Origin of the sequence: Peptidiphaga gingivicola (assembly GCF_001652275.1) — a bacterium.
Classification (GTDB): Bacteria; Actinomycetota; Actinomycetes; order Actinomycetales; family Actinomycetaceae; genus Peptidiphaga; species Peptidiphaga gingivicola.
Genome location: NZ_LVZK01000001.1, coordinates 1,809,342 through 1,823,507, shown reverse-complemented (window position 1 = coordinate 1,823,507; position 14,166 = coordinate 1,809,342). Strand labels below are relative to the sequence as shown.

Below are 14,166 nucleotides of genomic sequence, written 5' to 3'. Positions count from 1 at the left end.
AAAGAGGTGGCTGGGTGATTTCCAACCCTGAGGAATTGCGCTGGGGACAGGTGTGGCCGCCCAAGGACGAGTTCCTCGACATGGCGGCTTCGCGAAGGGTCATTCCCGTCGTGGAAAAGGTCCTCGTCGACGACGCGGCGCCCCTCGGCATCTACAGGCGCCTCGCGGAAGGCGACGGCACGTTCATCCTCGAATCCGCGGAGCGCGACGGCACGTGGGATCGGTGGTCCTTCGTCGGAGTCCGCTCCCTCGCCCATCTCATTGCGATCGGGGGAGAGGCTCGATGGGAAGGGGAGACCCCTGAGGGTCTGTCGCTTTCGGGCAGCGCGACGTCGATGCTCGCCGACGCCGTCGACCAGCTCCGCACGCCGGCGTTCGCCGGCCTGCCGCCGTTGACGGGGGGTTTGGTCGGAGCGCTCGGGTGGGACACGCTCTACGACTGGGAGCCGACGCTTTCGCGCACGGCGCCCCGCGAACTCGACGGCCCCGACGCCGCCATGTGCCTGGCTGCCGACATGGTCGCGGTCGACCACCACAAAGGCGAAGTGTGGCTCATCTCCAACGCGATCAATGCGAACAATCGGGCGGAGGGCGCCGCCGAGGCATACGACCGGGCAGTCGGACGCCTTCGGCGGATGGAGCGGGATCTGGCCGATCCCGTGCCGCTTTTCGCCGTCGGCCTCGATTCTGGCGAGCCGGACGAACCGACGATGAGGGTCTCCCAGGAGGACTTCGAAAAGGCGGTCCTCGCCGGGAAGGAAGCGGTTCGCGACGGCGAGGTCTTCCAAGTGGTTCTCTCTCAGCGGGCGGATATCGAGTGCGAGGCCGACCCCCTCGACGTCTACCGCGCGCTCCGCACCGTCAACCCGTCTCCTTACATGTACTTCCTTAAGCTGTCCGACGGCGCCGGAGGCTCCTTCTCCGTGGTCGGCAGCTCGCCCGAGACGCTCATGCGCGTCTCGCAGTCGCGAATCACGATGTTCCCGATCGCGGGCTCCCGGCCCCGCGGAGCGACGGTCTCCGAGGACGAGGCCTACGAGCGCGAACTGCTGGCCGACCCCAAGGAGCGGGCGGAGCACGTCATGCTCGTCGATCTCGGACGCAACGATCTGGCGAAAGTCTGCGTCCCGGGAACCGTCGAGGTCGAGACGTTCATGGAGGTCAAGCGCTACAGCCACATCATGCACATTTCATCGACCGTCTCCGGCCGCATCGACGAGGAAAAGACGCCCGTCGACTGCTTGGCGGCGGTCTTTCCCGCCGGAACGCTTTCGGGCGCGCCCAAGCCGCGCGCCATCGAGCTCATCGATCGGCTGGAGCCCGCCCGCAGGGGCTTGTACGGGGGCGTCGTTGGATATTTCGACTTCTCGGGAAACGCCGACTTGGCGATCGCCATTCGGACGGCGGTCGTTCACGCCGGGCGCGCAAGCGTCCAGGCCGGCGCCGGGATAGTGGCCGACTCGGTGCCGCAAACTGAGTACGTCGAGGCGCGAAACAAGGCCGCCGCGGCCGTTCGCGCCGTTCAAATCGCCAATCGGCTGCAAGCCGTCGGGCAAGACGTGGGAGGTAAAAATGGCAGTACTTGATTCGATCATCGCGGGGGTGCGCGAGGACCTCGCGGCGCGTCAGGCGCGCGTGAGCCTCGAGGACCTCAAGGAACGGGCGCGAAAAATGCCCTCGGCGCTCTCGGCCGAGGACGCGCTTCGCGGCAACAGCGAACGCAGCCTGTCGATCATCGCCGAGGTGAAGAGGTCGAGCCCGTCCAAAGGAAGCTTGGCGTCCATCGAGGACCCGGCCCGCCTGGCTCAAATGTATGAAGAGGGAGGGGCGGCGGCCATCTCGGTCCTCACGGAGAAGAGACGTTTCAGGGGAAGCCTGGACGATCTGGACGCCGTCCGAGCGCGGGTGGGAACGCCCGTGCTGCGCAAGGATTTCATCGTCACGCCGTATCAGATTTGGGAGGCGAGGGCCCACGGCGCCGACATCGTCCTGCTCATCGTGGCCGCGCTCGAACAGACCGTTCTCATGTCTTTCGTCGAACGCATCCACTCGCTCGGGATGACGGCGCTCGTAGAGACGCACGATCGCGAAGAGGCCAGGAGGGCGATCGACGCCGGGGCGCGCGTCGTCGGCGTCAACGCGCGCAATCTCAAGACGCTCGACGTCGACATGCGGGTGTTCGACCAAGTCGTCGACATCCTGCCAAGCGGCACGGTGAAGGTGGCTGAGTCGGGCGTGCGCGGACCGCAGGACGTCCTCAACTACGCCCGCAGCGGCGCCAACGCCGTCCTCGTCGGGGAAGCGCTCGTGACCTCGGGCGATCCGCGTTCAGCAATAGGCGACATGGTCGCCGTCGGGCACCACCCGTCACTCGATGCAAGGGAGAGGTAAGTGAATCAGCAGCTCGGCGCCGTTCAGGGGCCGTTTTTCGGCGACTTCGGGGGAAGGTACGTACCCGAGGCGCTCGTGACGGCTTTGGACGACCTTTCGGCCGCCTGGCAGCGGCTCAAGGACGATCCGGATTTTCGGGAGGAGCTTGACCGCCTGGGCCGGACCTATTCGGGCCGTCCGTCGATCGTCACCGAGACGCCCAAGTTCGCGCGCCACGCCGGAGGGGCGCGCATCATCCTCAAGCGCGAAGACCTCAACCACACCGGATCGCACAAGATCAACAACGTGCTGGGGCAGGCGCTCTTGACCAGGGCCGTCGGAAAGACGCGCATTATCGCCGAGACCGGGGCGGGCCAGCACGGCGTCGCCACGGCTACGGCGGCGGCCCTCTTGGGCCTCGACTGCACGATCTACATGGGCGCCGAGGACGTGCGCCGGCAGGCCCTCAACGTGGCGAGGATGGAGCTGCTCGGCACAAAGGTGATTTCTGTCACCGCAGGGTCGGCCACGCTCAAGGACGCCATCAACGAAGCGTTCCGCGACTGGGTGACGAACGTCGAGACGACGAACTACGTTTTCGGCACGGCCGCCGGGCCGCATCCGTTCCCGGCCCTCGTGCGCGACCTGCAAAAGGTCATCGGCGAGGAGGCCCGGGCCCAGGTGCTCGAGCTGACGGGCGAGCTCCCCGACGTCGCCGTGGCCTGCGTCGGCGGCGGATCGAACGCCATCGGTCTGTTCAACGCCTTCCTCGACGACCCGTCGGTGCGGCTCGTCGGATGCGAGGCCGGCGGCTCCGGCGTCGCCTCGGGAAAGACCGCGGCGACGATCAACGCCGGCTCTCTGGGCATTTTCCACGGTTCGATGAGCTATCTCATGCAGGACGAGGACGGCCAGACGGTCGAGTCCCACTCGATTTCGGCGGGCTTGGACTATCCCGGCGTCGGCCCCGAGCACGCGTGGCTGCACTCGATCGGAAGGGCGGAGTACCGGGCGATCGACGACGATGCGGCCATGGAGGCCTTCCGGCTTCTCACCCGCGAGGAAGGGATCCTCCCGGCCATCGAATCCGCCCACGCCTTGGCCGGCGCCCTTCAGATCGGCCTGGAGGCTCAGGCTGCGGGAAACAGGCCGCCCACGATTCTCGTCTCTCTTTCGGGAAGGGGCGACAAGGACGTGCAAACCGCAATGGACTACTTCGGCATTGAAGGCAAGGGGGAGACGCTGTGAGGGAAGAGACGCAAACGTCCAAGGTGGGGCAGGCCATCGACGCGGCCAAGGAACGCGGCGGCGCCGCATTCGTTGGATATCTGCCCGTCGGCTTCCCCGACCTCCCCGGTTCGATTGCGGCGGCCAAGGAGCTTGTGGCGGCGGGGGCCGACGTCGTGGAGGTCGGCGTGCCCTACTCGGACCCGTCGATGGACGGCGGAGTGATCCAGGAGGCGACTCGCATGGCCCTCGAGGGCGGGACCCGCGTGGCGGACACGTTCGCGATGGTTGAAGCCATTGCCGGTGCCGGCGCGACCCCGATCGTCATGACCTACTTCAATCTCGTCTTCCGCTACGGAATCGAGCGCTTCGCCCGCGATCTGGCGTCGGCCGGCGGGGCGGGCCTCATCACCCCCGACCTCATTCCTGACCACGCGGACGAATGGCTGCAGGTTTCCGACGCGCTTGGCTTGGACCGAGTCTTCCTTGTTGCGCAATCCTCGCGAGAGGATAGACTGCGTAGAGTCGCACAGGCTTCGCGGGGCTTCGTCTACGCTGCATCGACGATGGGAGTCACGGGGGAGCGGGCCAGCCTTGACGAGAAGGCGCGCGACCTCGTGGCACGCACGAGAGCCGCCGGAGCGCGGCGCGTGTGTGTGGGAATCGGCGTGACGACGCCCGCCCACGCGTCGAACGTCGCCTCCTACGCCGACGGCGTCATCGTCGGCTCCGCCCTCATCCGCCCGCTCATGCGGGGCGGCCTGCAGGGGCTGCGCGACATGAGAACGACAGCGGAGGGCCTCGCCCTCGCCGCACACGGAGAGGAACAATGAGCGTCCTTGCTTCTATACCGTCCCCGCCGGTGAGCTCGTGGAGCGTCGGCCCGCTCACGATTCGCGCGTACGCCCTGGCGATCATCTGCGGCATCGCCGCCGCGTGGTGGATACTTCTGCGGCGGTATCGCGCCAAAGGAGGACCGGACGTCGTCGTCGGAGACCTCCTCTTTTCCATGGTGGTCTTCGGAATCGTCGGCGCGAGGATCTACCACGTCGTCACCGACCATCAACTCTACTTCGGCAGGGGCAAGAACCCGCTACAGGCTTTTGCCGTCTGGAACGGCGGCTTGGGCATTTGGGGCGCGATAACGTTCGGCGGGGTCGGCGCCTGGCTCGTGGCGAGGCACTACGGGCTGCGTCTCATGCCGATCGGCGACGCCATAGCCCCCGCGCTTCTCACGGCTCAGGCGATAGGCCGGATCGGCAACTACTTCAACCAAGAGCTGTATGGAAAGCCGACTTCCGTCCCCTGGGCGCTCGAGGTCGACGCCCGCCACATCGTCGGAGGATATCCCGAGGCCACGACGTTCCATCCGACTTTCCTCTACGAACTGCTGTGGTGTTTGGCGGGGGCAGTGTTGCTCGCCCTGCTCGACAGGCGGTTCAAGCTCGTCGGCGGCCAGCTTTTCGCCTGCTACGTCATGTACTACACGGCGGGCAGACTGTGGATCGAGACGCTGCGCATCGACAAGGCGAATCTTGTGTTCGGCTTGCGCCTGAACGTTTGGACCTCAATCATTGTCTTCCTCGGCGGGCTTGTCGCATTCGTCGTCCTCCGCCGACGCGTGAAGGAAGACCCCGACGTCGACGACATCTGGGTGAGCGACGAGGCGCGCCAGAAGTTCCTCGAGCGCATAGGCTCGGAGGAGGACGCAGAAAAGGGCAAGGCTGAAAAGGACGTCGACGCCGAGGGGAAGGACGGCGCCGATGCCGGGAAAGGCGCCGACGGCGAAGAAGTCGGCGAACGGGACAAACTGACCAAATGGGAGAAGGAGGCTCGGAGGAAGATCGCCGCCGCCCAAGAGAAGGCAGGGCTGGCCAAGAAGATCTCCGAGCTCGCAGCCGAAAAGTCCGGCGAAGGCAAGCCCGACGGGGTCGAGGGGAAAACGGAGAAACCCGAAGCTTCCCCTGCGGCCGCGGAGACGGCCGACGCCGACGGAGGGACGCCCGAAGCGGCACGGGAGGCCGACGGGCAGAAGCCCTAGGCTTTCCAAAGAGCGCCGAAGGGGCAAAAGAGGCTGGGGACCGGCTGCGAAAAGCCCAAACCGTCCGATGCGAAGCCAGGGGCCGCAAAAGGCGGTTATGAAAGCGCAGCGATTCGTCGCCGTCGACGTGATGTGGCGCTCAACGCTGTGCGCGTTGAGTGCCGCGCCGCCCTCGCTCGGGTAGTCTTGGATACATGCGAAGAGCGAAGATTGTGTGTACCTTGGGCCCTGCAACCGATTCGCAGGAGGAAATCCTTGCTCTGGCGAGAGCCGGAATGAATGTCGCACGCATCAACGCGTCGCACGGGACCCACGCCGAGCACGAAGAGCGCATTCGGCGCGTCCGCAAGGCTGCCGAGATCACGGGGCAGGCCATCGCTGTCCTCGTCGATCTCCAGGGCCCCAAGATTCGCCTCGGGCGTTTCGCCGACGGGCCCCACGATCTAGCCATCGGAGACATATTCTCGATAACCACCGAGGACGTTCCCGGAACGAAGGAACTTGTTTCCACGACCTACGAGGGACTGCCAGGCGACTGCAAGCCTGGCGACCGCATCCTCATCGACGACGGCAAGGTGGCTGTCCGCGTGCTTGACGTCACGGACACGACCGTGCGCACGGAGGTCATCGTCCCCGGCCCCGTTTCGAACAACAAGGGCGTCAACCTTCCCGGCGTCGCCGTTTCCGTTCCGGCGCTTTCTGAGAAAGACCGCGAGGACCTCGAATGGGGTCTCAACTTCGGCACCGATTTCATCGCGCTATCCTTCGTCCGCACTCCCTCAGACGTCGACGACGTCCACGAGATCATGGACCAGGTCGGAATCCGCCGCCCGGTCATAGCCAAGATCGAAAAGCCCCAAGCCGTCGAGAACTTGGAGGATATCGTCAGGGCCTTCGACGGCATCATGGTCGCGCGAGGCGACCTCGGCGTCGAGCTTCCCCTCGAGCAGGTGCCGCTCGTGCAAAAGCGGGCGATTTCTTTGGCTCGCAAGCGCTCGAAGCCCGTCATCGTCGCCACTCAGGTCTTCGATTCTATGATCGACAATCCGCGCCCGACGCGCGCCGAGGCCTCAGATTGCGCGAACGCGGTCATGGACGGAGCCGACGCCGTCATGCTTTCGGGAGAAACCTCCGTCGGAAAGTTCCCGATCGAGTGCGTCGAGACGATGTCATCGATCATCGAGTACGCCGAGGAACACGGGATGGAACAAATCCCGCTCATCGGCAACCTTCACAGGACGCGCAACGGCGTTATAACTCGCGCCGCCATGGAAATCGGCGAAGCTCTGGGCGTGAAAGACCTCGTCGTGTTCACGGAAACCGGCCAGACTGCTCGACGCGAGGCACGGCTGCGCGCACGCCTTCCCATTCTGTGTTTCACCCCCGACCCTGATGTGCGCAATCAGCTTGCGCTCACATGGGGCTTGACGACGTTCACCGTTCCCCACGTCAAGCACACCGACGATATGGTGGCGCAAGTCGACCATCTTCTGCGCGAGCTCGGTATGGCCGTGGACGGAGATCGCATCGTCGTCGTCGCAGGAATGCCCGCTGGCGAGTCCGGTTCGACGAATACGATTCGAGTCCATAAAATGGGTGAGACGCTTCCTCGGCACGGCTGAGGAACCGGCTCCTGTGGTGGAATTGGCAGACACACCGCACTCAAAATGCGGCGCCTCGTGCGTGCGGGTTCGAGTCCCGCCGGGAGCACACTCTTCTGTGGCGGGCCTTTTCCTGGGCATCGCGTCTTTGCAGTTTTCGGACTTCCGTTAAAAAAACACCACGTTGCGCGGTTCGTCGCGCTAGTATGGACGCATCACGAATCAAATCGGAGGCACAGTCGAAGGAGACAGTACATATGGCAAATGATGCTGACTCGGGGACCGAGCAGGCCTCGACTCCGAGCACGGCGTACCGTGCCTTGGTCGTCGAAGACGAAGCCCTTATCAGGCTGGACATCGTCGAAACCCTTGAAGAAGCCGGATTCGAGGTCGTCGGGCAGGCCGGCGACGGCGAAAAGGCCATCGAGCTTGCCGCGGAGCTTGACCCGGACCTCGTCGTCATGGACGTGAAGATGCCCGGGATGGACGGCATCACCGCGGTTGAGAAGATTCTAGCGGCGAAAAGATGCGCCGTCGTCATGCTCACCGCATTTTCACAGAGCGAGCTCGTCGAAAGGGCGCGGGACGCGGGCGCCATGGCGTATGTGGTCAAGCCGTTCACTCCCGCGGACCTCATTCCCGCCGTCGAGATCGCTCTTTCTCGCAGCCAGGAGATCCTTGCGCTGGAAAACGAAGTTTCCAATCTTGCGGAACAATTTGAGACGCGCAAAAGGGTCGACCGGGCCAAAGGCCTTCTCGAGGCGAAGATGGGGCTGTCCGAGCCCGAGGCCTTCCGGTGGATCCAGAAGACGTCGATGGACCGTCGGCTCACGATGAGGGAGGTTGCGGACGCAGTCATCGAACAGGTCGGCGGCCGCGACTGACACCCGTCACCTCCGAACGAACACTAGCGACAGCCTTCCCACGGCGGTCAACTCGCCGGAGTCGTCGCGTATCTCGACGCCGACGCACATGCTCGACCGCCCTCGATGAACGACGGTCGCCTTTGCCGTCACGCATCCCTCCGTCACCGAGCGCAGCTGGCTCACGGACAGTTCGGTCCCCACCGGGACACGGCCGGCGGGGGCGTTGAACATCGCCAGCACCGACCCGGCATGTTCGAGGAGCACGCCGTTGGCGCCGCCGTGCAAAAGCATCAGGCCCTGGCGGTTTCCCTCCGTCGGCATGCGCATCTCGACTGCTTCGGCGTCCGCGCGGACGAAGCTCAGCCCCATGCGCGAGGCCAGCTCGCCAAGGGCGCTTTCGCCGAATTCCTCAAGTGAATGCATGCCGACGATCGTAACAGCTCCCGGGGTCGCGCCAGCCGAAAGCCGAAATCGCTTCGCTGAAAGCCCAGGTCGCCTCGCCGAAAGCCCAGGTCGCCTCGCCGAGGAGGCGGACTGTTTGGCTCGCGGGGGAAAACACGGCCGAAGCGAGGGCGTCGCTTCCGTCCGGAAGCTCCGGGGCCGCCAGGAGGCACTAGAGTTGTAAGGGTGAAAGACTCGACTCTCCTTCTCATCGACGGCCATTCGCTCGCGTTTCGGGCGTTCTACGCCTTGCGCGCGGAAAACTTCGTCACCGACGGCGGGCAGCACACAAATGCTGTCTCGGGCTTCCTCACCACGTTTCTCAAGCTCATCGCCGATTACGAGCCCACTCACATCGCCGTCGCCTTCGACCTTCCCGGCGGGACTTTCCGCACGCGAATGTACGGCGACTACAAGGGGGGTCGCGGCGAAACCCCGGCGGAGTTCGCGGGGCAGATCGAGCTCATCCAACAGTCTTTGGACGCCATGGGCGTCCGCTGGCTGACCGTTGAGGACTATGAGGCCGACGACATCGTCGCCACGCTTTCCGCGCGAGGGGAAGAAAGCGGGATGCAAGTCTACATATCCTCGGGGGACAAAGACGCTTTCCAGCTCGTGGACGAGCGGTGCACGGTCCTCTACCCGATGCCTCGGTCTGAGACGCAGGTCCTCGACGCCGACGGCGTCCTCAACAAGACGGGCGTGCTCCCTTCCAACTATCGGGACCTTGCTGCGCTCGTGGGAGAGAACGCCGACAACATTCCCGGCGTCCCGGGGGTGGGGCCCAAAACGGCGGCCAAATGGATCGCGGCCTACGGAGGCGTCGAGGAAATTCTCGCCCACGCCGACGAGATCAAGGGAAAGGCCGGCGAATCGCTGCGGGCCAACGCCGAGCAGGTGCGCCTCAACATGACGCTGAACGAACTCGTGCGCGACCTCCCGATCGTCGAAGACATAGAGGAACTGCGCCCGATCGGAGTCGACAGGGACGCCCTTCACGCGCTGTTCGACACCCTCGGCTTCCGCAATCTGCGCAGCAGGGTGCTCGCCGAGATCCCGGCGCGCGGCGGGGGCGACGCCGACGCATCGGGGAAAGCAGCGGAGGTCTTCGTTTCGCGCGAGCCCTTCGCCGAGTGGCTCGCGCAGGTCGAGGGCCCGTGCGGCGTCGTCCTCGTCGATTCCGACGCCTTGCCTTCGGGCGGGGCGGTCGCCGTCGGCGCCCCCGGCGGAAGGGCGTGGGTTCGCCAGTGGAAGGACGACGCGGAAGCCCTCGGCGCGTTCCTAGCCGATCCAGGCCGTCCCAAGGTCCTTCACGGGGCGAAGGGCGCGGGGCACGCGCTTCGCAACATCGGCGTCGAACTCGACGGGGTGCGCCGCGACACGCTTCTCCAAGCCTATTTATTGCATCCCGACCAGCGGGTCTACGACCTTGACGACCTCGTCATCCGCTATCTGGGCAGGGAGATCGAGGGCCGAAAGAGCCCGGCGACGCTTTTCGACGACGTCGATTCCGACGACGGCGCGGCAGCCGCTGCGGCGCTCGTCGAGCTCGCCGATGCCTTCGACTCCGAACTCGCCGAAAGGGGAGAGGACGGAGCCCTGCTTGACCTCGAAATGGCGGTTTCCCGCACGCTCGGGGAAATGGAGGACGCGGGGATAGCCGTGGACGAAGGCCTTCTCGAACAGTTGAGGCAGGACTTCGACGGGAGGGTGTTCGCGGCGGCCCGCTCGGCCTACGACGCCATCGGAGGCGAGGTCAACCTGTCGAGCCCCAAGCAGCTTCAGGAGGTCCTCTTCGACCAGCTGGGACTGCCGCCGACTCGCAAGACGAAATCCGGTCACACCACCAACGCCGACGCCCTCGCGAACCTTGCCGTGAGCATCGCTGGACGCGAGGACGACAAAGCCCTCGCGGGCCAGCAGTTCCTCGCCTCCCTCCTCGAGCACCGCGACGCCATCAAACTGCGTCAATCCGTCGTCGGCCTTCAGCGGTCGGTCCGCGACGGACGGATACACACCACGTTCCAGCAAACCGCGGCGGCAACCGGCAGGCTCTCCTCGACCGACCCCAATCTTCAGAACATCCATGCGCGAACCGCGGAGGGCCGCAGCATCCGCGCCGCCTTCGTGCCCGGAGAGGGCTATGAATCGATCATGACGGCGGACTATTCGCAGATCGAGATGCGGCTCATGGCGGCGCTTTCGGGCGATGTCGAGCTCATAGAGGCGTTTCGCGAAGGCGCGGACCTGCACACCTACGTCGCCTCGCGCGTCTACGGCGTTCCCGAGGAAAAGGTCACGGCCGACGACCGCTCGCACATCAAGGCGATGAGCTACGGCCTGGCCTACGGGCTCTCCGCCTACGGGCTGTCGAAGCAGCTGCGCATTTCGGTGGCCCAGGCGCAGGCGCTCATGGACGATTACTTCTCGCGCTTCGGCAGGGTGCGCACGTATCTCGACTCTCTGGTCCAGGAGGCCCGCAAGGAGGGGTACACTCAGACGATCCTCGGACGCCGCCGCTATCTTCCCGACCTCAACTCGACCAACAGGCAGGCTCGGGAGGCGGCCGAACGCATGGCCCTCAACGCCCCGATCCAGGGATCGGCGGCGGACATCATCAAGCTCGCCATGGTCGCCGTGGTCGATTCGATGAAAGAGATGCGCTCGCGCGTTCTGCTGCAGGTCCACGACGAACTCGTCCTGGAAATCGCGCCGGGGGAGCGCGACGCCGTCGAGGCCGTCGTCCGGCGGGAGATGGAGAACGCCGTCGAGCTGGCGGTTCCGCTCTCCGTGGGAATAGGCGTGGGTTCGTCTTGGCGTGAGGCAGCTCACTGACACTTCCGTTTTGCGCGGACGATGAGCGTTCCGGGAATCCAGGGAGACCGCTCCGGGCCCCATCCGCCCCAGACGACCTCCCTCCCCTCCGGCCACTCGGGCTCCCACACGCGTTCGATCGCGAAGCCCGCGGTCGTCAGGGCGTTCATGTGCTCGCTCAGCGTGTGGTGGCATTCGACGTAGACCAGCTCGCCGTCGTCCCCGCGCTCAACGTAAGGATCGGAAGAGAAGTAGGACGTCGTGACGGTCATGTCGCGCTTCGTCGGCGAGTCGGGGAACATCCATCGCACGGGGTGTGGGGCCGAATAGGCGAAGACCCCTCCGGGGGCGAGCACTCTCGCCACGCCGGCAAACAGGGCTTCGAGGTCCTCGACGAAGGGGACGACGCCGAAGCTCGTGAAGACGACGTCGAAAGAGCCGTCGGCGAAGGGAAGGCGGAGCCCGTCGGCTGCGACGAGCGGCGCCTTCGCCAATGCGGACGCGTTGATCGAGGCCGCCTCGGCCAGCATGCCCAGCGAGACGTCGGTTGCGACGACGCGTGCGCCCAGGCCCGCGAGATATCTGGAGCACTGCGCCGCCCCCGCCCCGATTTCGAGGATGCGGGAGCCTCGAAGCTTCGACGGATCGCCCAGTATCTCGGCCTCGGATTCGTCGAGCCCCTCCGGCCCCCACACGAAGTCGGCCTCGCCCAGCACGTCGCCGTGTTCTGCCAGGTAGTCCGCAGCGTTGGCGGACCACCAACGCGAATGCGCAACGCTGGGACGTTCGTCCGGGTCCAGGGGTTCGCGGCCCACCCACATGGCAATCTCCTTTGTGTGACAAAGCCCGGTTCAGAGCCGATTGAGGGAATCGATCAGATTATCCGCGTCATGACGCCACAAAGCGCTTGCGCAGCCGAGAATCGTCCCGTAGACTCTGGACTTGGTGTGGGCCTTCCACATCGTATTTATCCATATCTCTACAATTGTCCGTATCGGAGTCATTATTTCATGACCGCAAACACCCCCGCCTCGCTGCCCGAGGTCGCAATCAACGACATCGGGTCCGAGGAAGACCTTATTGCCGCCGTCGATGCAACCATCAAGTATTTCAACGACGGCGACATAATCGAAGGAACTGTCGTCAAAGTCGATCATGACGAAGTTCTTCTCGATGTCGGCTACAAGACAGAGGGGGTCATCCCCTCGAAGGAACTGTCGATAAAGCACGACATCAATCCCGACGAAGTCGTCGAAGTCGGCGACCAAGTCGAGGCGCTCGTCCTCCAAAAGGAAGACAAGGAAGGCCGTCTGCTCCTTTCGAAGAAGCGTGCGCAGTACGAACGTGCGTGGTCGCAGATCGAAGAGGTCAAGGAAGCCGACGGTGTCGTCACCGGTACGGTCATCGAAGTCGTCAAGGGCGGCCTCATCCTCGACATCGGTCTGCGCGGATTCCTTCCCGCTTCCCTCGTCGAAATGCGTCGCGTCCGCGATCTTCAGCCCTACATCGGCCGGGAGATAGAGGCGAAAATCATCGAACTCGACAAGAACCGCAACAACGTCGTCCTCTCGCGCCGCTCGTGGCTCGAGGAGACCCAGTCCCAGGCGCGCGGCGAGTTCCTCACGAACCTTAAGAAGGGGCAGGTGCGCGACGGCGTCATCTCCTCCATCGTCAATTTCGGCGCCTTCGTCGATCTCGGCGGCGTCGACGGCCTCGTCCACGTTTCCGAGCTCTCTTGGAAGCACATCGACCATCCTTCGGAGGTCGTCGAGGTCGGCCAGAAGGTCACCGTCGAAGTCCTCGACGTCGACATGGACCGCGAGCGCGTCTCTCTCTCGCTCAAGGCCACGCAGGAAGATCCCTGGCAGACTTTCGCGCGCACCCACGGCATCGGCCAGATCGTGCCCGGCAAGGTCACGAAGCTCGTGCCTTTCGGAGCTTTCGTCCGCGTCGAGGACGGGATCGAGGGCCTCGTCCACATTTCGGAGCTGGCCCAGCGCCACGTCGATCTGCCGGAGCAGGTCGTCAAGGTCGGCGAGGACGTCTTTGTCAAGGTCATCGACATCGATCTGGAACGCCGCCGCATCTCCCTCTCGCTCAAGCAGGCCAATGAGGGCGTGGATCCCCACTCGGAGGATTTCGACGCTTCGCTTTACGGCATGGCAGCGGAGTACGACGAGGACGGCAACTACAAGTACCCCGAGGGCTTCGATCCCGAGACGAACGAGTGGCTCGAGGGCTTCGAGGCTCAGCGCGAGGCCTGGGAGAACGAATACGCCGCAGCGCAGGCCCGCTGGGAGGCCCACAAGGCTCAAGTCGCCAAGGCGTTGGAGGCCGACGCCGCCGCTGCCCCGGCTCCCGAGGAGACCGAGTCGGCGCAGGCGTCTTACTCTTCCGGCTCGGAGACTGGCGGAACGCTGGTGTCCAACGAGGCTCTCGCCGCGCTGCGTGAGAAGCTGACGAACAACTGACGTCTGGCCGCTTGACGACCGGTCGCGAAGGTGCGGGGCACGACAGAGCCCCGCGCCTTTTTGCGTCCGCGCCCGTCCGGCAGGGGGCGGACCTGCAGCGGGGTTTTGGAAGAAACTCTATAAGTGCCTTCACTTGCGCCCCGCGCCCGCAGCGGACAGCGCCTTCACAAGGGCGGCGGATCGATTGGGACCATCGTCGCGCTCGGCGTCCCGCGCGTTTCCCGATTCTTTCTTCGAGTCGATTTGCCAGCCGCGCCCCTTGACCTGCTGTGGGCTGCGTCTCTAACCTAAGTATGTCGGCATGTGGAACGTTAGTTCCGCATCGTGGAAGTTCT

11 protein-coding genes and 1 tRNA gene are annotated in these 14,166 nt (G+C 64.9%); 10 read left to right on the top strand and 2 right to left on the bottom strand.

Annotation, left to right across the window (positions count from 1 at the left end; translation table 11 throughout):
• The first annotated feature begins 80 nt into the window (after positions 1–80).
• The 8 genes from A4H34_RS07590 to A4H34_RS07555 all read left to right on the top strand — a co-directional run bounded on the left by A4H34_RS07590 (position 81) and on the right by A4H34_RS07555 (position 8,123).
• Complete coding sequence (locus A4H34_RS07590) at positions 81–1,586, top strand: chorismate-binding protein (protein ID WP_231871000.1); 1,506 nt, start codon at positions 81–83, stop codon at positions 1,584–1,586.
• Positions 1,573–2,391 carry an indole-3-glycerol phosphate synthase TrpC gene (trpC, locus tag A4H34_RS07585; protein ID WP_009198676.1) on the top strand — a complete coding sequence of 273 codons (819 nt, stop codon included), beginning with the start codon at positions 1,573–1,575 and terminating at the stop codon, positions 2,389–2,391. Before A4H34_RS07590 ends, trpC begins: the two co-directional genes overlap by 14 nt.
• The gene (trpB, locus tag A4H34_RS07580) at positions 2,392–3,618 is read left to right on the top strand and encodes a tryptophan synthase subunit beta (protein ID WP_009198677.1); all 1,227 of its coding nucleotides are present in this window, start codon (positions 2,392–2,394) and stop codon (positions 3,616–3,618) included.
• On the top strand, positions 3,615–4,430 hold the full coding sequence (gene trpA / locus A4H34_RS07575; RefSeq protein ID WP_009198678.1) for a tryptophan synthase subunit alpha: 816 nt from the start codon (positions 3,615–3,617) through the stop codon (positions 4,428–4,430). The genes trpB and trpA overlap by 4 nt, the downstream gene beginning before the upstream one ends.
• Positions 4,427–5,638, top strand: a complete 1,212-nt coding sequence (lgt, locus tag A4H34_RS07570; protein ID WP_082903111.1) for a prolipoprotein diacylglyceryl transferase — start codon at positions 4,427–4,429, stop codon at positions 5,636–5,638. The genes trpA and lgt overlap by 4 nt, the downstream gene beginning before the upstream one ends.
• A 194-nt stretch (positions 5,639–5,832) precedes the next feature.
• A complete protein-coding gene (gene pyk, locus A4H34_RS07565; RefSeq protein WP_009198680.1) occupies positions 5,833–7,260 on the top strand; it encodes a pyruvate kinase in 1,428 nt (475 codons plus the stop codon).
• A gap of 7 nt (positions 7,261–7,267) precedes the next feature.
• Positions 7,268–7,348, top strand: a tRNA-Leu gene (locus A4H34_RS07560).
• 148 nt (positions 7,349–7,496) lie between these two features.
• A complete protein-coding gene (locus A4H34_RS07555; RefSeq protein WP_064231571.1) occupies positions 7,497–8,123 on the top strand; it encodes an ANTAR domain-containing response regulator in 627 nt (208 codons plus the stop codon).
• Positions 8,124–8,129: 6 nt separating this feature from the next.
• Here the strand turns inward: A4H34_RS07555 and A4H34_RS11280 are convergent, their stop codons facing one another.
• Positions 8,130–8,528, bottom strand: a complete 399-nt coding sequence (locus A4H34_RS11280) for a PaaI family thioesterase (RefSeq protein WP_064231570.1) — start codon at positions 8,526–8,528, stop codon at positions 8,130–8,132.
• Positions 8,529–8,732: 204 nt separating this feature from the next.
• On the opposite strand from A4H34_RS11280, the gene polA reads away from it, so the two are divergent.
• Positions 8,733–11,381: a DNA polymerase I gene (gene polA, locus A4H34_RS07545; protein ID WP_064231569.1), complete on the top strand. Its 2,649-nt coding sequence runs from the start codon at positions 8,733–8,735 to the stop codon at positions 11,379–11,381.
• Here polA and A4H34_RS07540 read toward each other — a convergent pair.
• Complete coding sequence (locus tag A4H34_RS07540; RefSeq protein WP_009198684.1) at positions 11,375–12,181, bottom strand: class I SAM-dependent methyltransferase; 807 nt, start codon at positions 12,179–12,181, stop codon at positions 11,375–11,377. The genes polA and A4H34_RS07540 overlap by 7 nt on opposite strands.
• Before the next feature lie 189 nt (positions 12,182–12,370).
• Here A4H34_RS07540 and rpsA point away from each other — a divergent pair, with 189 nt between their 5' ends.
• Positions 12,371–13,831 (top strand): 30S ribosomal protein S1, encoded by a 1,461-nt coding sequence (gene rpsA, locus A4H34_RS07535; protein WP_009198685.1) that lies wholly within the window; start codon positions 12,371–12,373, stop codon positions 13,829–13,831.
• Positions 13,832–14,166: the final 335 nt, after the last annotated feature.